The organism is Streptomyces sp. NBC_01463 (assembly GCA_036227345.1).
Taxonomy (GTDB): domain Bacteria; phylum Actinomycetota; class Actinomycetes; order Streptomycetales; family Streptomycetaceae; genus Streptomyces.
The window spans coordinates 2461121-2480945 of the sequence record CP109468.1; the positions used below are offsets into that span (position 1 = coordinate 2461121).

14 protein-coding genes are annotated in these 19825 nt (G+C 72.3%); 2 read left to right on the forward strand and 12 right to left on the reverse strand.

The genetic code is table 11. The features are described from left to right. Positions 1-141: 141 nt before the first annotated feature. From OG521_10635 to OG521_10675, 9 genes are all read right to left on the reverse strand, one after another. A complete protein-coding gene (locus OG521_10635) occupies positions 142-1452 on the reverse strand; it encodes a site-2 protease family protein (GenBank protein ID WUW21220.1) in 1311 nt (436 codons plus the stop codon). After that, positions 1449-2702 (reverse strand): 1-deoxy-D-xylulose-5-phosphate reductoisomerase, encoded by a 1254-nt coding sequence (gene dxr, locus OG521_10640; protein WUW21221.1) that lies wholly within the window; start codon positions 2700-2702, stop codon positions 1449-1451. Before dxr ends, OG521_10635 begins: the two co-directional genes overlap by 4 nt. Positions 2703-2784: 82 nt before the next feature. Beyond that, on the reverse strand, positions 2785-3552 hold the full coding sequence (locus OG521_10645) for a hypothetical protein (GenBank protein ID WUW21222.1): 768 nt from the start codon (positions 3550-3552) through the stop codon (positions 2785-2787). A gap of 39 nt (positions 3553-3591) precedes the next feature. After that, a complete protein-coding gene (locus OG521_10650) occupies positions 3592-4086 on the reverse strand; it encodes a nucleotidyltransferase family protein (GenBank protein ID WUW21223.1) in 495 nt (164 codons plus the stop codon). Positions 4087-4096: 10 nt separating this feature from the next. Next, positions 4097-5368 carry a 3-phosphoshikimate 1-carboxyvinyltransferase gene (gene aroA, locus OG521_10655; protein WUW21224.1) on the reverse strand — a complete coding sequence of 424 codons (1272 nt, stop codon included), beginning with the start codon at positions 5366-5368 and terminating at the stop codon, positions 4097-4099. Between the two features lie 84 nt (positions 5369-5452). After that, positions 5453-7414: an acyl-CoA dehydrogenase family protein gene (locus OG521_10660; GenBank protein WUW21225.1), complete on the reverse strand. Its 1962-nt coding sequence runs from the start codon at positions 7412-7414 to the stop codon at positions 5453-5455. 232 nt (positions 7415-7646) lie between these two features. After that, the gene (locus OG521_10665; GenBank protein ID WUW21226.1) at positions 7647-9092 is read right to left on the reverse strand and encodes an aldehyde dehydrogenase family protein; all 1446 of its coding nucleotides are present in this window, start codon (positions 9090-9092) and stop codon (positions 7647-7649) included. Between the two features lie 143 nt (positions 9093-9235). Continuing rightward, a complete protein-coding gene (locus tag OG521_10670) occupies positions 9236-10804 on the reverse strand; it encodes a PucR family transcriptional regulator (protein WUW21227.1) in 1569 nt (522 codons plus the stop codon). 130 nt (positions 10805-10934) lie between these two features. Next, on the reverse strand, positions 10935-13394 hold the full coding sequence (locus OG521_10675; protein WUW21228.1) for an ATP/GTP-binding protein: 2460 nt from the start codon (positions 13392-13394) through the stop codon (positions 10935-10937). Between the two features lie 246 nt (positions 13395-13640). Here OG521_10675 and gabT point away from each other — a divergent pair, with 246 nt between their 5' ends. Both gabT and OG521_10685 read left to right on the forward strand, forming a co-directional pair. After that, a complete protein-coding gene (gene gabT / locus OG521_10680; GenBank protein ID WUW21229.1) occupies positions 13641-14981 on the forward strand; it encodes a 4-aminobutyrate--2-oxoglutarate transaminase in 1341 nt (446 codons plus the stop codon). Between the two features lie 148 nt (positions 14982-15129). Next, positions 15130-15948 carry a phosphatase PAP2 family protein gene (locus OG521_10685; protein ID WUW21230.1) on the forward strand — a complete coding sequence of 273 codons (819 nt, stop codon included), beginning with the start codon at positions 15130-15132 and terminating at the stop codon, positions 15946-15948. Here OG521_10685 and OG521_10690 read toward each other — a convergent pair. The 3 genes from OG521_10690 to OG521_10700 all read right to left on the reverse strand — a co-directional run bounded on the left by OG521_10690 (position 15899) and on the right by OG521_10700 (position 19817). Then, positions 15899-17728, reverse strand: a complete 1830-nt coding sequence (locus OG521_10690) for a glycoside hydrolase family 18 protein (GenBank protein ID WUW21231.1) — start codon at positions 17726-17728, stop codon at positions 15899-15901. The genes OG521_10685 and OG521_10690 overlap by 50 nt on opposite strands. Before the next feature lie 87 nt (positions 17729-17815). Then, positions 17816-18265 carry a hypothetical protein gene (locus OG521_10695; protein ID WUW21232.1) on the reverse strand — a complete coding sequence of 150 codons (450 nt, stop codon included), beginning with the start codon at positions 18263-18265 and terminating at the stop codon, positions 17816-17818. A 136-nt stretch (positions 18266-18401) separates the two neighbouring features. Then, positions 18402-19817, reverse strand: a complete 1416-nt coding sequence (locus tag OG521_10700; GenBank protein WUW21233.1) for an FAD-binding oxidoreductase — start codon at positions 19815-19817, stop codon at positions 18402-18404. Positions 19818-19825 lie beyond the last annotated feature (8 nt).

Below are 19825 nucleotides of genomic sequence, written 5' to 3' on the forward strand. Positions count from 1 at the left end.
CGGGCTCCGGCCTTCGAGGTTACGGCACCGAGCACGGCGTGGGGCACACCGCGTCCGGGGCCCACTCAAAATGTGGGCTCCCGGACGCATCGTGCGTACCGGCCGTCACTCGGGGTACATAAGGCGTTCGTGTGGGACGGGTCAGGAGATCTTGACCGGGTTGACGACGTCGGCGACCAGGACGAGCAGGGTGAAGCAGATGAACACACCGGCGACCACGTAGGCGACCGGCATCAGCTTCGCCACGTCGAACGGGCCCGGGTCGGGGCGCTTGAAGAGCCGCGCCGCGTTCCGCCGCAGCGCCTCCCACAGGGCCCCCGCGATATGACCGCCGTCGAGCGGCAGCAGCGGCAGCATGTTGAAGAGGAACAGCGAGAGGTTGAAGCCGGCCAGCAGGAACAGCATCATCGCGATCTGGTTCTGCGCCGGCACGTCCAGCGTCATCACCTCGCCGCCGATCCTGGCCGCGCCGACGACGCCCACCGGGGAGTCGTCCGCGCGCTCGCCGCCGTCGAAGGCCGCGTCCCACAGGGCCGGGATCTTGGACGGCAGCGCGATGATCGAATCGACGCCGTTCTCGATCATGTCGCCCATGCGGACGACCGAGTCACCGAAGGAGAGCGGGACGATCTCCGTCTGCGCCGCGAAGCCGAGGTAGCCGGCGGAGACGAACTTCCCCGGGACCACCTCGCCGTCGGAGTCCTTCTGCGCCACGGCGTTCTTCTTGAGCACGGCGTGGAGGGTCTTCTCCTGCCCGTCGCGCTGGACCGTGATGGTGGCGGGGCCGATGGTGTCGCGGATCCGGTCGGAGAGGGTGGACCACTCGTCGATCTTCTGGCCGTTGAAGGCGACGATCTTGTCGCCGACCTTCAGGCCTGCGGCCTGCGCGGGCGAGACCGGGTCGGACGCCTTGCAGGTCTCCCGCTTCTCGCTCTGGGAGATCACGCACTTCTGGACGCCGGCGACATCGGTCGTCTGGGTCTGGAATCCGAAGGTCATGGCCACACCGAGGAAGATCGCCACGGCCAGGACCAGGTTCATGAACGGTCCGGCGAACATGACGATCACGCGCTTCCACGGCTTGCGCGTGTAGAAGAGGCGCTTCTCGTCGCCCGGCTCAAGCTCCTCGAAGGCGGCGGACCTGGCGTCCTCGATCATGCCGCGCCACGGCGAGGTGGACCGTGCCTCCAGCCGTCCGTCCGGTCCCGGCGGGAACATCCCGATCATGCGGATGTAGCCGCCGGCCGGAATGGCCTTGATGCCGTACTCCGTGTCGCCCTTCTTCCGCGACCAGATGGTCGGGCCGAAGCCGACCATGTACTGCGGGACGCGGATGCCGAAGAGCTTGGCGGTCGACAGGTGGCCCAGCTCGTGCCACGCGATCGAGAACAGCAGGCCGAAGGCGAAGACCGCGATGCCGAGAATCGTCAGCAGGATCGTCGTCATGCTCATGCGCGTGCCTCCGCGGTGGCCTTGGCCGAGAGTTCCCGGGCCCGGGTCCGTGCCCAGGCCTCCGCTTCAAGGACGTCCGCGACCGTCAGCGAAGTTCCCGCCGGAGGCGTTCCGTGTTCGGCGACCACGGCCGTCACCGTGTCCATGATGCCGTTGAACGCCAGCCGTCCGTCGAGGAAGGCCGCCACGCACTCCTCGTTCGCCGCGTTGAACACCGCCGGTGCGGTGCCGCCCAGCGTGCCCACGTGCCGGGCGAGCCCGACGGACGGGAAGGCCTCGGTGTCGAGCGGGAAGAACTCCCAGGCCGAGGCCTTCGACCAGTCGAAGGCGGGGGCCGCGTCCGGGACGCGCTGCGGCCAGCCGAGGCCGATGGCGATCGGTCCGCGCATGTCGGGCGGGGTGGCCTGGGCGAGGGTGGACCCGTCGGTGAACTCCACCATGGAGTGAACGTACGACTGGGGGTGGACCACGACCTCGATCCGGTCGAACGGGATGTCGTAGAGGAGGTGCGCCTCGATGACCTCGAGACCCTTGTTGACCAGGGTGGCCGAGTTGATCGTGATGACCGGGCCCATCGCCCAGGTCGGGTGCGCGAGCGCCTGGTCCTTCGTGACGTCCGCGAGCTCGCTCCTGGTACGTCCCCGGAACGGGCCGCCCGACGCGGTGACGACGAGCTTGCGCACGTCGGCGCGCTTGCCGGACGCGAGCGCCTGGAACAGCGCGGCGTGCTCGGAGTCGACCGGGATGATCTGCCCGGGGGCGGCGAGCGCCTTGACCAGCGGCCCGCCGACGATCAGCGACTCCTTGTTGGCCAGCGCCAGGGTGCGGCCCGCCTTGAGCGCGGCCAGGGTGGGGGCGAGGCCGATCGAGCCGGTGATCCCGTTCAGCACGGTGTGGCAGTCGCTGCCGGCCAGTTCCGTGGCGGCGTCGGGTCCGGCCAGGATCTCGGGCGGCTGCTCCCCCGCCCCGTACTCCGCGCGCAGCGCCTCGCGCAGGGCGGGCACCGCCTCGGGAGAGGCGACGGCGACCGTGCGCACGCCGAGACGGCGGGCCTGCTCGGCGAGGAGGGCGACCCGGCCGCCCGCCGCGGAGAGCGCGGTGACGCGGAAGCGGTCGGGGTTGCGCAGCACCAGGTCGATGGCCTGGGTGCCGATGGACCCGGTGGAGCCGAGGATGACGAGATCCCGGCGGCCTTCCACGGCGTCGAAGACGAGGTGCGGGTCGGCGAGTGGGGCGGGGCTTTCGCTCATGCCCCCCATTGTTGCCGCATCCGCTGTGCGTGTGGACAGGGCGTCCCTCGCGCCGCGTGCCGACTGTTCGCTCATCACGGTCTCAGCCCTTCGCCGCACGGAACTTCGCCCACTGGGCGGCCATGACCTCCGGCGGCACTCCGCCGATGTCCTTCGTGCCGGTGATCTCCGCACGGAAGGCGAGGGTGGTGGAGCCGGAGCGGACCACGGTGAGGTACTCGTACAGCTTCTCCTTCCCCTTCACGTCGAGGATGGTGAAGCGGTACGCCTTCGACTCGTCGGCTTCGGCGGCGAAGGCGGGTGCCTCGGCGGGTTCGGCCTTGAGGTACTTCGCGCGGGCCACGGCCCGCTCCTCGGTGAATCCGCCGGCGCAGTCCCGCCCCGCCGTGCCGAGGGCCTTCATGACGGTGGCCGCGCCGCCGTTCCCGTAGCTGCGCAGGGTGACGTCGACGGTGAGGCCGAGCATCTCGTCCGGGACGTCGACCTTGCGCTGCACCTGGGCGGCCGGGTCGGGGTCGCTGACCTCGCCGGCGAGGCTGACGAGCGGCTGGCAGCCGGTCGGGGCGGCGGTGTACGCGTCGCCGAGCGGCCCGTCGAGTACGTACTCGGAGGCCGTGTACGGGCCGACCTTCTCACCGTCGGTGAACGAGGCGGCCTTGAGCCGGGCCTCGTCGAGGGCCCCGGGAGCGGGCTTCGCCGAGGGCGCCGCGGACGCCTTGGCGTCCTGGTCCGCCGCGGCCCGGCCGCCGTCGTCACCGCCGCAGGCGGTCGCGCCCAGGAGCGTCGCGGCCGCGATCCCGGTGGCCGCGATCCCGCGCCATCGGCGCCGCTGGTACCTCACCCCGTGCATGCCTGTCCCCAATCCCCTGGTGTGCCGATGTGCTGGTGGTCAGAAGTGCGTGGTCACGCCGAACGCCCGCCGGAGCTGCGCCATGTCGTGCAGGTCCTGCGGGCGGGGCTCGTACCCCTGGTGGAAGTCGATCTGCTGCCGCGCCGAGAGACAGCGCACCGGTGTCCCGCCGATGGTGCCGGTGACGAAGCACTCCGCCGGGTAGTGGAACGGCTCCCGCGGGTCGGGCGACGACTGGACCGCCGACCCGTCGGGGGCGAACCGCAGCGGATGCAGGTCGAGGTCGGACCCGGAGGGGTGGCTGAGGACGAAGCGCACGGGACGCCGGTCCAGGGTCTGGGCCCAGCCGGCCGCCGTCAGCGCGGCGACCACGGCCGGTTCCTGCTCTTCGCGGTGCAGCAGATCGAGATCCCCGTGGGCGCGGGTCTCCTCGCCGGTCAGGGCGTCGATGCCCCAGCCGCCGGCGATCACGACGTCGGCGCCGGCCTCGCGCAGGAGCGTGAGGACGGACAGCACGTCGGCGGCGGAGATCATGCCGCGGAGCCTATCGCCCCGTACCGGCCGGGGTCCGTCCGTCGGGGAGACCGGCGAATCCGGCGAACGCCTCGTGGAAGCCGGGGAAGGTCTTCCGTACGCAGCCCGGGTCGTCGAAGGTGATGCCGGGGGTGCGCAGGCCGGTGACGGCGAACGACATGACGATGCGGTGGTCGCCGTGGGTCTCGATCTCGACGGGCTCCGGGGTGCCCGGCAGGATCTCGATCCAGTCGGGTCCGGTGGTGACCGTGACGCCCATCCGGCGCAGGTTCCGCGCGCACGCCTCCAGCCGGTCGCACTCCTTCACGCGGGTGTTGCCGACGTCCTCGATGCGGACCGGGCCCGAGGCGAAGGGGGCGATGCCGGCCAGCGTCGGCATGGTGTCGGAGATGTCGCGCATGTTGACCGTGATGCCGGTGAGGCGGCCGGTGGAGCGGACCGTGGTGGCGTCGGCCGTGGTGCGCACCTCGGCGCCCATGCGGCGCAGGACGTCGGTGAACCGCAGATCGCCCTGGAGGGCGCCCTGTCCGAGGCCGGGAACGGTGACCTCGCGACCGGTGAGGGCGGCCGCGGCGAAGAAGTAGCTCGCGGTGGAGGCGTCGGGCTCGACGGGGTAGGAGGTGGCCCGGTAGCCGCCGGGCGGCACCGAGAAGACGGTGCCGTCGGGGCCCTCGCGGGTGACCTCGGCGCCGAAGCTGCGCATCATCGCCAGGGTGATCTCGATGTACGGCGCCGACACCAGATCGGTGACGGTGATCCGGAGCCCTTCCGCGGTCAGCGGTCCGAGCATCAGCAGCGCGGTGAGGTACTGGCTGGACTGCCCGGCGTCCAGGGTCAGTTCGCCGCCCTTGATGCCGGCGGCCTCGATGCGCAGCGGGTGGTGGCCCTCGGCGTCCTCGTGGACGAGGTCGACACCGAGGGTGCGCAGCGCCTCGGTGAGCGGGGCGAGCGGGCGGCGGCGCATCTGGGCGGAGGCGTCGAAGCGGAAGCTGCCGCGGGCGCCGGCCGCCGCGAGGGTCGGCAGGAACCGGGCGGTCGTCGCGCCGTCCCGGCAGTAGACGTCGGCCTCGGCGGCGCCGGGCCCGGAGGGCCGGCCCGTGAGGTGCCAGGCGTCCGCCTCCCGCACCACCTCGTAGCCCAGGGCGGTGAGCCCTTCGGCGAAGCCCTCGGTGTCGTCCGAGCGCAGCGGACGTACGAGGGTGCTGGTGCCGTGCGCGGCGGCGGCCAGGAACAGGGCGCGCGCGGTGACGGACTTGGAACCGGGGACATGGATGACGGTCACGAGTCCTCATCCTGCCGTGCCGTCCGCGCGGCGGCGGGGCGCGTCCACCGGGTGGACGCGCCCCGCCGTTCCGGCTTCACGGGCTCAGCGGATCGGCCGGTGGACGTTCTCCCGGTCCGAGGGGCCGGGGGTGGCGTCGGCGATCCACGGGCCGTCGCCGCTCGGGTCGACGATGCCCTCCTCCAGCCAGGTGTACGTGCCCGAGAGGACACCGTCGACCACCTTGCGGTCGAGGTCGTCGGTGTTGGACCAGAGCCGGGTGAAGAGTTCCTCGACCCGGATGCGGGACTGGCGGCAGAAGGTGTCGGCGAGCTGGTACGCCTCGCGGCCGTGGTCGCCCTCGCCGCGCAGGAGTTCGGCCCGGACGCAGGCGGCACTCATCGCGAAGAGTTCCGCGCCGATGTCGACGATCCTGCCGAGGAAGCCCTGCTTGGTCTCCATCCGGCCCTGCCACCGGGACATGGCGTAGAAGGTGGAGCGGGCCAGCTTGCGGGAGGATCGTTCGGCGTAGCGCAGGTGGGCGGAGAGGTCGGGGTGGCCCGCGGGGTGGAACTCCCCGTAGGTGCGCGGGAGCTGCCCGGGTCCGGCGACCAGTTTCGGCAGCCACTTCGCGTAGAACCCGGCCGCGTTCGCACCGGCCCTGGCCTTGGCGGAGAGCGGCTTGTCGGGGTCGATGATGTCGCCGGCGACCTTGAGGTGGGCGTCGACGGCCTCGCGGGCGATCAGCAGGTGCATGATCTCCGTCGAGCCCTCGAAGATCCGGTTGATCCGCATGTCGCGGAGCATCTGCTCGGCGGGGACGGCCCGTTCGCCGCGGGCGGCGAGGGACTCCGCGGTCTCGAAGCCGCGGCCGCCGCGGATCTGGACCAGTTCGTCGGCCATCAGGCAGCCCATCTCGGAGCCGTACAGCTTGGCGAGCGCCGCCTCGATCCTGATGTCGTTGCGGTCCTCGTCGGCCATCTGGGAGGAGAGGTCGACGACGGCTTCGAGGGCGAAGGTGGTCGCGGCGATGAAGGAGATCTTGGCGCCGACCGCCTCGTGCCGGGCGACGGGGCGGCCCCACTGCTCGCGGACGGCCGACCACTCGCGGGCGATCTTCAGACACCATTTCCCGGAGCCGACGCACATGGCGGGCAGGGAGAGCCGGCCGGTGTTGAGGGTGGTGAGTGCGATCTTGAGACCGGCGCCCTCGGGGCCGATGCGGTTCGCGGCGGGGACGCGCACCTGGTGGAAGCGGGTGACGCCGTTCTCCAGCCCGCGCAGGCCCATGAACGCGTTGCGGTGTTCCACGGTGATGCCCGGGGCGTCGGCCTCGACGACGAAGGCCGTGATGCCGCCCTTGCGGCCCTCCGCCTTCGGTACCCGCGCCATGACGACCAGGAGGTCCGCGACGACGCCGTTGGTCGTCCACAGCTTCACGCCGTCGAGGACGTAGTCGTCCCCGTCCGGGACGGCCGTGGTGGCGAGCCGGGCCGGGTCGGAGCCGACGTCCGGCTCGGTGAGCAGGAACGCGGAGATGTCGGTACGGGCCAGCCGGGGCAGGAAGGTGTCCTTCTGCTCCTGGCTGCCGAAGATCTTCAGGGGCTGCGGGACCCCGATGGACTGGTGCGCGGAGAGGAGGGCGCCGATCGACGGGCTGGCGGAGCCGACCAGGGCGAGGGCCTTGTTGTAGTAGACCTGCGTCAGCCCGAGGCCGCCGTACTTCACGTCGATCTTCATGCCCAGCGCGCCGAGCTCCTTGAGGCCGTTGACCACCTCGTCGGGGATCCTGGCCTCGCGCTCGATCAGGGCGCTGTCGATGCTGGTCTCGCAGAACGCGCGGAGCCGGGCGAGGAACTCCTCGCCGCGCCGGACGTCCTCGGCGGCGGGCAGCGGGTGCGGGTGGATCAGGTCGAGCCGGAAGCGGCCCAGGAAGAGTTCCTTGGCGAAACTGGGTTTGCGCCAGTCCTGCTCGCGCGCCTCCTCGGCCACCTGTCGCGCTTCGCGCTCGGTGACCTTGGGCGTGGTCCGCGGTGCGGACGGTCGTTGTGCGGATGGTGCGGACATGAGGAGCTCACCTCGCCGCTTCGTCGGATGGGCGGATCCGGCAGGTCCGGGGGCGTTGGGCCCTTGTGCACCTGTCGGCTCTACTCGTCCGTATGTACCCGATTCCGGTCGCCCTCACCAGCCCCGGGGCGCCGATCGGGTCGGCCACCACTCCAGTGCCCGCTGTCGCGTGCGGCATGCGGAAACGGCTGGAGCCCCCCGCACAGTGGGGCCCCAGCCGTTCGTCCGCGTCCTACAGCGCGAGGCCGGTGAGGACCAGGACGCGCTCGTAGGTGTAGTCGTCCATGGCGTAGCGCACGCCCTCGCGGCCGACGCCGGACTGCTTGGCGCCGCCGTACGGCATCTGGTCCGCGCGGTACGAGGGGACGTCGCCGATGATCACGCCGCCGACCTCCAGGGCGCGGTGGGCGCGGAAGGCGGTCTGCAGGTCGTGGGTGAACACGCCTGCCTGGAGGCCGTACTTGGAGGAGTTGACGGAGGCGAAGGCCGCGGCCTCGCCGTCCACCTTCTGCACCGAGAGGACCGGTCCGAAGACCTCCTCGTGGGAGAGGGTGACGCCGTCGGGGAGGTCGGCGAGGACGGTCGGCGCGTAGGTCGCCCCGTCACGCTTGCCGCCGGCGAGCAGCTGGGCGCCGGCCTGCACGGCCTCGTCGACCCAGGACTCGACGCGCTTGGCGGCGTTCTCGTCGACGAGCGGGCCGACGTCGGTGGTGGCGTCGGACGGGTCGCCGGTGACCTGGGCCTCGACGGCGGCGACGATCTTCGGCAGCAGCCGGTCGTAGACCGCGGCGTCCGCGATGACGCGCTGCACCGAGATGCAGGACTGGCCGCCCTGGTAGTTGGAGAAGGTCGCGATGCGGGTCGCGGCCCAGTCCAGGTCCTTCTCGGAGGCGTAGTCGCCGAGGACGACCGCGGCGCCGTTGCCGCCGAGCTCCAGGGTGCAGTGCTTGCGCGGCACCGAGTCCATGATCGAGTAGCCGACCGGGGCGGAGCCGGTGAACGAGATCACGGGCAGCCGCTCGTCCTGGACGAGGGCGGGCATCCGGTCGTTGGGGACCGTCAGCACGGACCAGGATCCGGCCGGCAGGTCGGTCTCGGCCAGCAGCTCGCCCAGGATCAGGGACGAGATCGGGGTGGCCGGGGCCGGCTTCAGGATGATCGGGGCGCCGACGGCGATGGCCGGGGCGACCTTGTGGGCGCTCAGGTTCAGCGGGAAGTTGAAGGGTGCGATGCCGAGGACCGTGCCGCGCGGGAAGCGGCGGGTCAGGCCGAGGCGGCCGGTGCCGCCGGCGTCGGTGTCCAGGCGCTGGGCGTCACCGCTGTTGAAGCGACGGGCCTCCTCGGAGGCGAAGCGGAACACCGAGACGGCCCGGCCGACCTCGCCGCGCGCCCACTTGATGGGCTTGCCGTTCTCGGCGGAGATGACCTGGGCGATCTCCTCGGTGCGCTCCGTCAGGCGCCGTGCCACGTGGTCGAGCGCGGCGGCGCGGACGTGGGCCGGGGTCGCGGCGAACTCGTCGCGCACGGCGTGAGCGGCGGCGACGGCCTCCTCGACCTGGGCCTCGGTGGGCACGCTGACGGTGCCGACGAGGCGGCCGTCCCAGGAGTTGGTGACGTCGAAGCTTTCCTCGCCGGTGGCCTCGCGGCCGGCCAGCCAGAAGGCGTGGGTGGAGGTCATGGAGGTTCCGGCCCTTCGATGTCGTGGGTGTTCCGTCCCCACCGTAGGGCCGCACCCTCCGCCCGGCGTTTGTCCGGCATGGAGCAGAGGCGTGCCGGGGTACGCCGGTTTGTCGGATGCGGGTGACGTGTGCGGGACAGCCCTCAGGACGCCGTCGGCGGGTTCGCGACCTTGAGGGCCAGCCACAGCTCCATGCGGACGTCCGGGTCGTCCAGCGAGCGGCCGAGGATCTCCTCCACCCGGCGCATGCGGTAGCGCAGGGTGTGCCGGTGGACGCCCAGGTCGGCGGCGGCCGCGTCCCACTGGCCGTGGTGCGCGAGCCACGCCCGCAGCGAGGCGACGAGGTCGCCGCGGCCCTTGGCGTCGTGCTCGTAGAGGGCGCGCAGCATGCCGTCGGCGAAGGCTCTCACCGCGTCGTCCGCGAGCAGCGGCAGTACGGAGCCGGAGGCCAGTTCCTCGTGTTCGACCAGGGCCCTGCCGCGGCGGCGGGCCACCGAGAGGGACTGCTCGGCCTGCTTGTACGCGGCGGAGACGGCGATCGGCCCGGCGGGGGCGGAGAGACCCACGACCACGTCGCTCTCCTCCGCGGCCGCCTCGCGCGGCGGTGCGTCCTCCTGCGCGTCGGCGTAGGCGGCGCAGGCGGCGACCGCGGCCCCGCCGTCGGCGGCCAGCACCACGAGGCGTTCGCCCTCGGGCACCATCAGGAGCGTCTCGCCGGAGCGGGCGGCCGCGGTCTCCATGGCCTCGGCCAGCTGCGCCGTGGTCGAGGGTTCGGCGGCCTCGGCGATGAGCAGCCGGAAGGGCGCGTCGAGCAGCCCGCCGTACAGATCTCCGGCGACGCCGCGCGCGTGGTCGGGCTGGCCGGCCAGCAGCATGCGCAGCACCGCGGCGCCGAGCCGCTGTTCGGCGCCCTGGAGCGAGCGGGAGCGGGCCGTGGTGAGGGTGAGCAGGGCGACCGCCGAGTGCACCGCGTACCGCTCCGCGGTGCCGAGCGCGGAACCGGTGCCCACGGCCAGTGCGCCGCGGACCCTTCGGCCGGTGCCCAGGGACTGGAGCTCGACCCGGTCCTCGGTGTCGCCGACGACGACGCTGGCCGGTGCCGGGCGCTCCCGCAGCCGTTCCACGTCGGGCGTGAGCCGGGCGGCGCGGCGCGCGGCCCAGTCCGGTGCGGCGGCGACGACGGCGCCGGAGGTGTCGTACAGCGCGGCCCAGCCGTCGACGTGCGCGGCGAGCCGGGTGAGGAGTTCGCCGGGTCCGTCGCCGGCGAGCGCCGCCCGGGTGAGCTCCCGCTGGGCTTCGAAGCCCGCGGTGACCGCCCGGTACTGATCGGCGGCGATCTCCGAGGAGACGGCCTTGGCGATGGCGATGAAGGGGGTGCGGCGCGGCACTTCGAGCAGCGGCAGCCCGGCCTCCTCGGCGGCGTCGACCAGGGGCTGCGGTACGTCGTCGTAGGTGACGCCGACCGCGAAGCCGACCCCGACGACTCCGGCCCCGGCCAGCCGTCGCACGTACCGCTGCATGGCCTCCGGGTTCTCGGCGTCGAGATTGGTCGCGGTGATCAGCAGCAGCTCACCGCCCTCCATGTAGGGGACGGGATCGGCCAGCTCGCTGGCGTGCGCCCAGCGCACGGGCGCGTCGAGCCGGTCCGCCCCCGCACGCACCGTGAGTTTGAGCGCCGAGTGCTGGACGAGCGAGGCGAGAGTGGGGGGCATGGGGATCGGGGGACCTTTGGGAGGGGGCGATTTCGCCGTCCCGTATGAACGGCTCGCATCGATTCTGCCAGGGTGGCAGATTCCCCGTCACCGCGGGCGGACCGCCCGCACCGCTACTTCGGGGTAACCCTCACGCCCCCAGCCGGACCAGGAGCGGCGGCGCGTGCTCGCCGTCGACCGTGGTGACGGAGAGCACCGCGTGACCGGCCGGCAGTTCGTACGCGAGCCCGGAGGCCGACCAGCGTTCCCGTTCCACCTGGCGCACGGTGACCGCGTCCGTGGTGACGGCCTTGCCGGTGGCCATCTTCCGCAGGGCGTGCAGTGCGCGGGTGAGCGGCTGGTCGGCGAAGACGCCGTGCTGGGCGACCTCGCGGACCTCCACCCACTCCTTGCCCCAGGCCTCGGCGAAGCGTTTGCCGTCCCAGGTGGTGACGCCGGGGAAGGCCATGGTGCAGCCGACGGCGCCGAGCAGCGGGGTGTGCAGTTCCTCGGGCACGTCGTCCAGGGTCCGCAGGGCGAGGACCGCCCCGGCGTTGACGGAGCGCAGCCTGCGGATACCCCGGACGGTGTCGGCGGTGACGGTGTGGGTGGCGTCGTCCAGGACCAGGCAGACGAAGAGGGAGCGGTCGGCGCGGGCCGCGGCGACCGCGTTGAACTGGGCGAGGATCAAGCGGGCCAGCACCCGGGACGCCTCGGCATGGGCACGCTCCGGCAGGTCGACGCGCACCCGCAGCGGGTGCTGCTCCAGGGACCGCAGCGAGAACGGGCGGGCCTCGGGGCCGGTGGCGAAGAAGCCGGCGAAGGCGGGCCGGTCGAGCACGGCGATCCGGTCGGCGAGGACGGCGGCGGGATCACCGGCGCTCTGCGCCTGGCGACGCCGGGCCTCCAGTTCCCGCAGCATCGCGTGGTGGCCGGCGCTCTCCAGCGCCTGGCGCAGGCCCTCCAGCACGGCGGCGGAGCCTTCGAGGAGTTCGCGGAGCTCGGGTACGGGGGGGAACGTGCCGTGGACGGCGCGGTAGGGGCCGAGCAGCTGGCCGAGCGCGGTCGCCGCGCGCCGGGTGTCCAGGGCGGGGAGGTCGCCGGCCAGACCCTCCGCGAGGGCGGCCGCCGCCTCGTCGGGGTCGGTGGTGCCTCCGTACAGGTCGAAGTCGTGCACGGACGCGGGGTCGCCGATCCTGACGACGACGTCGTAGGCGCTGTCCGGGCCGAGCCGGTCGCCCGCGCCGCCGACGGCGAGGACGGCGGCCTGGCCGGTGAGCGCCCGCAGGGCGAGGGACTCGACGACGGGCCGGACCACCCGTTCCGTCTTGCCCGAGCCGGGCGGTCCGACGACGAGCAGCGAGGTGCCGAGCGAGGCGGGCTCCAGCGCCATGCCCGAGCCGCGGCGGGCGTAGGGGTTGCGCGGGTCGTCGGCGCAGTCGCCGATCCGGACCTGACCGGTGAGCGGGTCGTGCAGGGCGGTGCGCAGGGGCAGATCCCGGCGGCCGGAGGGGTGCAGGTAGGCGTCGGCGCCCTTGCGCAGCACGGTCTCGGTGAAGGAGGCGCGCCGGTCGGGGCGGGTACGGGCGGCACCCCAGGCGTGGCGCAGCCGTACGCAGTCCACGTCGTTCAGCCGGCCCGCGTGCACGGCGGCGGTCAGCGCGTCGGCGGCGTCGGTGCTGCCGGCGGCGCGCAGGTCGGGCCACTGGGCGCGCAGGGGGCCGGCCGCCGCGGCGGGGGTGGCGCCGGGCTGCGCGGGCGCCGTCGACGGGCCCCGCGCGCTCCGGGGCCGCAGGGCCCGGAGGGCGGTCTCCCAGCGCGCGGCCCGGGCGATGGGCCATACGACGATGGCGACGGTCAGCGCGTAGCAGCCGTAGGCGGCCACTGTGGCTTTCAGTTGGTTCCCGCTGCGCAACCACCCGTCCGCCGATCCCATGAGCACCAGCAGCAGCGGCACCTTCGGGGTCCAGGCCAGCCAGAGCAGCACCAGTGCGGCGGCCGCGGAGAGAGTCAGCCGGATGCGTTCCAGCCGCGCGCCGGCGAAATAGTGGACGACTTGGGCCCAGCCGCCGATCCGGGCGGCCCAGAAGCCCAGGATCAGCACCAGGACCTGGTAGTAGAGCGTGGTCGAGTTGACCACCAGGTCCGGCGCGTCGCTCCGGAGACCGCCGAAGGACCACCACTGCGGCCCGGTGATGATCTCGATCGGCTTGAACACGTAGGGGACGGCGCGCTCGGAGAGCAGCAGCCACAGCAGGAGCCACAGGACGAGCGTGGCGGCCGGCCCCACCAGTGAGGGGCGCGGCGGGCGCTCGGCGGCCCGGGGCACATGGGCGTACCGCCAGATGCCCGGGCCGGTTTCGGGCCGTGGTGCGTTCAGCCATTCGGCCAGGGCCGGCGGCGCACCCGCCGTGCGGGGCTGCCCGGGGGTGGCCGTGAGCGGCTTCGGGACGGTGGGCGGGGCGGCGGGCGGCGGCACGGCAGGGGGAGGAAACGCCGGCGGCTGTGCGGGCGGCGGTCCGGCCGGATGGGGCACGGAGCTCCCGGGCCGGCCGTCGGGCGGCTGCGCACCCCACGTGCCCCGGGTGCCGTGCGTGCCTTCGTTGTCCATGAACCGTTGCCCCCTGACCAGCCAGGTCCGACCACTGCACCGGTCAATCTAGTGCGCGGACACGGTGAGTTCAGCAAGGCGCCCGGATAGTGACGGGCCCGGCACCGCACCGCCCCGGCAGCCCCTTCTGTCCTTCGCGGACAAGGACACGCCCTCCACCACTCCCGATCGGAGCATGCCCGCGCCCCGTCCCCGCCCCTAGCCTGCAGAAAGAGGAAGCGTCCGAAACACCCCCAGGAGCCCCGCATGACCGCTATTCCGCAGGAGCGCCGCGTCGTCACTGCCATCCCCGGCCCGAAGTCCGTGGAGCTGCAGGCCCGCCGGCTGGCGACGGTCGCCGCAGGGGTGGGCTCCACCCTGCCGGTGTTCACCGCGCGCGCCGGTGGCGGGATCATCGAGGACGTGGACGGGAACCGTCTGATCGACTTCGGTTCCGGCATCGCCGTGACGTCCGTCGGCGCCTCCGCCGAGGCCGTCGTGCGCCGCGCCTCCGCGCAGCTCGCCGACTTCACCCACACCTGTTTCATGGTCACGCCGTACGAGGGCTACGTCGAGGTCTGCGAGCAGCTCGCCGAGCTCACCCCGGGCGACCACGCCAAGAAGTCCGCGCTGTTCAACTCGGGCGCCGAGGCCGTCGAGAACGCGGTGAAGATCGCCCGCGCCTACACCAAGCGCACCGCCGTCGTCGTCTTCGACCACGGCTACCACGGCCGGACCAACCTCACGATGGCGCTGACGGCGAAGAACATGCCGTACAAGCAGGGCTTCGGCCCGTTCGCGCCCGAGGTCTACCGCGTACCGGTGGCGTACGGCTACCGCTGGCCGACCGGTGCCGAGAACGCCGGTGCCGAGGCGTCCGCCCAGGCCATCGACGAGATCACCAAGCAGATCGGCGCGGACAACGTCGCCGCGATCATCATCGAGCCGGTCCTCGGCGAGGGCGGCTTCATCGAGCCGGCCAAGGGCTTCCTGCCGGCGATCGCGCAGTTCGCCAAGGACAACGGCATCGTGTTCGTCGCCGACGAGATCCAGTCCGGCTTCTGCCGAACCGGCCAGTGGTTCGCCTGCGAGGACGAGGGCATCGTCCCGGACCTGATCACGACCGCCAAGGGCATCGCGGGCGGCCTTCCGCTCTCCGCCGTGACCGGCCGCGCCGAGATCATGGACGCGGCGCACGCCGGCGGCCTCGGCGGCACGTACGGCGGAAACCCGGTCGCCTGCGCGGGCGCTCTCGGATCCATCGAGACGATGCGCGAGCTGGACCTGAACGGGAAGGCGAAGCGCATCGAGGAGGTCATGAAGGGCCGGCTCGCCGAGATGCAGTCGAAGCTGCCCAACGGAGACCTCATCGGGGACATCCGCGGCCGTGGCGCGATGATCGCGATCGAGCTGGTGAAGGCGGGCACGAAGGACCCGAACCCGGAGGCCGCCGCACAGCTCGCGAAGGCCTGCCACGCCGAGGGCGTCCTCGTCCTCACCTGCGGCACGTACGGCAACGTGCTGCGCTTCCTGCCGCCGCTGGTGATCGGTGAGGACCTGCTGAACGAGGGCCTCGACGTGATCGAGCAGGCGTTCGCCGGGGTCTGACCCCGTGCGGCCCCGGGGACGGCGCACGGCGTTTTCTCCGGGGATGCCCGGTGCCCGCGTGAGGGCCTGTGAAGAAGGTGTGCGGGGGCGATGGCGGGTCTCCGTTCCCGTTGTCGGCCCCCCACTGCCTGACGTACGGTTTCCGCAGATGAGAGAAACACCCCGCCCGCAGGGGACTGCGGGCGATACCGGGTCGGAGCTTCCCCAGCGCCGTCCTGGTTGTGCCTTCGCGCACACCACTGGAGCCTCCGGCTCCGGAACTCCTCACCGATCGGATGGCCGCCCGCCCCACACCCCCCGGGGCGCGCGGCAAACCGGTCCCACCGTCCGCCCCGGAACAACCCCCCCTGTTCCGGGGCGGACGGCCCTTTTCCTCTCCGTGGTGTCGGGCCTGTCGGCCCTGTTCGCGCTCACCACGTGGCAGATCGCCGCCGACGGGCCGCTGCGCCGCCTCGACGAGCGCGTCGGCCGGGCCCTGGTCGGGCACGGCCCGGACCGGTTCACCGAATTCCTCGCCGATCTCGGCAACATGCAGGTCGCGCTCCCCGTTCTCGGCTGCGCGCTCGTGTGGTGCCTGCTGCGCGGGGAGCGCCGGGCGCCGCTCGCCGCGGCCGCGGCCATGGCGGCGGTGCCGTTGCTGGTCGTGCCGCTCAAGGACTGGATCGCCCGCCCGGGGCCGCTCACCGATGCCACCGGCTACTACCCGTCGGGCCATGCGGCGACCGCCGCCGTGGCGTACGGGGCGGCGGCGATGCTGCTGGCCCCGTACCTCGCGCGTGCGTGGATGATGCCCGTCGCCGCTGTCCTGATGACGGCGGCGACGGGCATCGGTCTGGTGCTCCGCGGTTACCACTGGCCGCTCGACGTGGCCGGCAGCTGGTTTCTGTGCGGAGTGCTGCTGGTGGTGCTCCGGTCGGTCAGCCGCCGAAGTAGGCGTCGAAGTTCTTCGAGAACTCCCCGTTGTTGAAGCGGTCCCAGTTGATGGACCACGTCATCAGTCCGCGCAGCCCCGGCCAGGTGCCGTGGGTGGCGTAGGAGCCGCAGTCGGTCTTCTTGGTGAGGCAGTTCAGCGCCTTGGTGACCTCGGCCGGTGAGGTGTGGCCGTTGCCCGCCTGGGTGGAGGCCGGCAGGCCGATCGCGATCTGGTCGGGCCGCAGGGCCGGGAAGACCTTGGTCTGGTCACCCGCCACCGGAAAGCCGGTCAGCATCATGTCGGTCATCGCGATGTGGAAGTCGGCGCCGCCCATCGAGTGGTACTGGTTGTCCAGACCCATGATGGAGCCCGAGTTGTAGTCCTGGACGTGCAGCAGGGTGAGGTCGTCGCGCAGGGCGTGGATCACCGGCAGGTAGGCCCCGGCGCGCGGGTCCTGGCCGCCCCACGGACCCGATCCGTAGTACTGGTAGCCGAGCTGCACGAAGAAGGTCTCGGGGGCCATGGTGAGGACGAACTTTGCGCCGTACTTGGCCTTGAGCGTCTTCACCGCGGAGATCAGGTTGACGATCACCGGTGTGGTGGGGCTGCGGAAGTCGGTGTCTCCGGTGTTCAGCGACAGCGAGTGGCCCTCGAAGTCGATGTCCAGGCCGTCCAGACCGTACTCGTCGATGATCTTGCTGACCGAGGAGACGAAGGTGTCACGGGCCGCGGTGGTGGCGAGCTGCACCTGTCCGTTCTGGCCGCCGATGGAGATCAGCACCTTCTTGCCCGCGGCCTGCTTGGCCTTGATCGCCGCCTTGAACTCGGCGACGGACTCGACGTTCGGGCACTCGGTCACCGGGCAGAGCGAGAACCGGATGTCGCCGGAGGTGACGGAGGTCGGCTCGCCGAAGGCCAGGTCGATGACGTCCCAGGAGTCGGGCACGTCCGCCATCCGGGTGTAGCCGGAGCCGTTGGCGAAGCTGGAGTGCAGATAGCCGACCAGGGCGTGGGCCGGCAGCTCCGAGCCGCCCTCTCCCCCGCTGCCGCCCGTCGTGGTGGTGGCGGAGACGGCAGCCGACTTCGCGGACTCGCCGGCGGAGTTGGTGGCGCTGACCTGGAAGCTGTACGCGGTCGACGCGGTCAGGCCCGTCACGGTCGCCGAGGTGCCGGTGGCGGAGAGGACCTTCGTACCGCCCCGGTAGACGTTGTAGCCGGTGGCGCCCGCGGAACCGGTCCAGGACAGGGCGACCGAGGAGGCGGTGGCCGTGCCGGCCTTGAGCCCCGCGGGGACCGCGGGGAGCGCGACCGGGTCGCCGCCGGGTCCGACCAGGGTGAGGTCGTCGGCGTAGTAGGCGGGGGTGCCGTACCAGCCGTGCGTGTACACGGTGACGGACGTGGTGGACGCGCCCGTCCTGAACGAGGTGGAGAGCTGCTTCCAGGCCCCGGAGGACTGTGCCCAGGTGGACACGTCGGTCGTGCCGGTGCCCTCCGCTCCCAGGTAGACGTAGTCGCCCTGCACCCAGGAGCTGAGCGTGTACGCGGAGCCGGGCTTGACCGTCACGGTCTGGGAGCACTTGGCGTAGTCGCTGCCGGCCGGGGTCGCCTTCAGCGCCGAAGTGCCGCCGTGTACGGGGGTGCTGACGGCGGCTCCGCTGCCGCCCGAACAGTTCCAGCCGGTCAGGCCGGCCTCGAAGGTGCCGTTGCGCGCCAGATCGGCGTCGGCCGCGGCGGCGCCGGGCGCCGTGGCCGCCAGACCGCCGACGGCCAGCAGGGCGGCCGAGAAAGCGGCCAGAAGTCCGGTCATGCGGGCGGGGGGTCCCGTGCGTTCCACAACGGCCTCCGTGCAGGGGGGAATTGAGTGTGGCGCACAACATGGTCCAGACCAATCAGGTTGTCAAGACCTCTGGCAGCCACCTCGCTATTCCCGGCTCCCCGCCGCGGCCTCGTGCATCGCCAGTTCCAGCAGCGTGGCGTCGGTGAGCGTGCCCGAGCCGTCCGGCGGAATCAGCCAGCGGACCCCGCCGGTTGCCGCCCGCCCGGGGTGGGGCACCACGATCCAGGTGCCCTGGCCCGCCCCCCGCACCCCCGTCCCGATCCAGCGGGTGACGGTGCCCGGCGGCACGAAGAAGCCCATGCGGGCGTCACCGAAGTCGGAGAGGACCGGCCCGGGCCGGTCGATGAGACGGGTGAGCACGTCGAGCGTCGGATAGCCCAGCCGACCCGGAAGGATCAGCACGTCCCAGCGCCGGCCGGCGGGCAGGAGCGCGATCCCCCGCGGATTGCGCTCCCACTCCCACCGGCAGGCGTCGGGATCCGGTGCCACCGATGCGAGCCACTCGACTGCTGCCTTGACCCCCGAGCCAGTCATGGCCGGCCTCCATTCCGTGTCGCCCCGGCAGGGAGTTGCCGGGGCGTTCACGGGAGAGAGCGGGGTGGGGCCGATCCATTACGCGGGTTCGGCTACCAATCGGTAGTGAACTGGGTCACGCCCCGCGCCGGACGGTTCAGCTGTCGAAGCCGAGGCCCATCCGGTCCATGGTCCGCAGCCACAGATTGCGGTGGCCGCCGTTGTCGTCGGCCCTGGCCAGCGACCGCTTCGTCAGCTCGATCCCGGCCCAGGCGAACGGCTCGGGCGGGAACGGCATCGGCTTGCTGCGCACCATCTCCAGCGCGGTGCGCCCGGTCCGCTCGCCCGCGAGGAGGTCGAGCATCACATCGGCCCCGAACCGGGTGGCCCCGACGCCGAGCCCGGTGAATCCGGCGGCATAGGCGACCCGGCCCTGATGGGCCGTTCCGAAGAATGCGGAGAACCGGGAACAGGTGTCGATGGCACCGCCCCAGGCATGGCTGAACCGCACGCCCGCCAATTGCGGGAAACACTCGAAGAACTGCCCGGCGAGTTTCAGGAACGTCTCGGGACGCTGGTCGAGATCGGCACTCAGCCGGCCCCCGTACGGATAGATCGCGTCGTATCCGCCCCACAGAATCCGGTTGTCCGCGGAAAGCCGGAAGTAGTGGAACTGATTGGCGCTGTCGCCCAGTCCCTGCCGGTTCTTCCAGCCGATGGCGGCGAGCTGGTCAGCGGTCAGCGGCTCGGTCATCAGGGCGTAGTCGTAGACCGGGACGGTGTACGGACGCACCCGCTTCACGAGGGAGGGGAAGATGTTCGTGCCGAGCGCGACCCGGCGCGCGAGGATCTTGCCGTACGGCGTCCGGACCGCCATTCCGGTTCCGGTTCGGGCCAGCTCCAGGCCCCGGGTGTGCTCGTAGATCCGCACCCCCAGGTCGAGGCAGGCCTGCTTCAGACCCCAGACCAGCTTGGCGGGGTGCAGCATCGCGACACCGCGGCGGTCCCAGAGGCCGCCCAGGAATGTCGGTGAGTCGACTTCTGCGCGCAGCGCGTCCCGGTCCAGGAACTCGACCCCGCCGAAGCCGTGCCCCTCGGCTTCCCGGTGCCATTCCCGCAGCTCTTCGAGCTGGTGGGGCTGGGTGGCGACATCGATCTCGCCGGTGCGCTCGAACTCGCAGTCGATGGAGTAGCGGGCCACGGCCTCCTCGATGGCGTCGAGGTTGCGCGCGCCGAGCTCCTCCAGCTTCCGGATCTCGTCGGGCCAGCGCTCCAGCCCGTTGGGCAGTCCGTGGGTGAGGGAGGCGGCGCAGAATCCGCCGTTGCGGCCCGAGGCGGCCCAGCCCGTCTCGTGCCCCTCGATCAGGACGACATCGCGTTCCGGTTCGCGTTCCTTGGCGAGCAGAGCGGTCCACAGTCCGCTGTAGCCGCCGCCGATGACGAGGAGATCGCAGTGCTCGTCGCCGGTGAGCGCGGGCAGCGCGTCGGGCCGGCCGGGGTCGTCCAGCCAGAACGACACCGGCTTCGCGTCGGAGAGTGATTGTGCGGCAGTACGCATGGCACCTGGGGCCATGGTTTCCA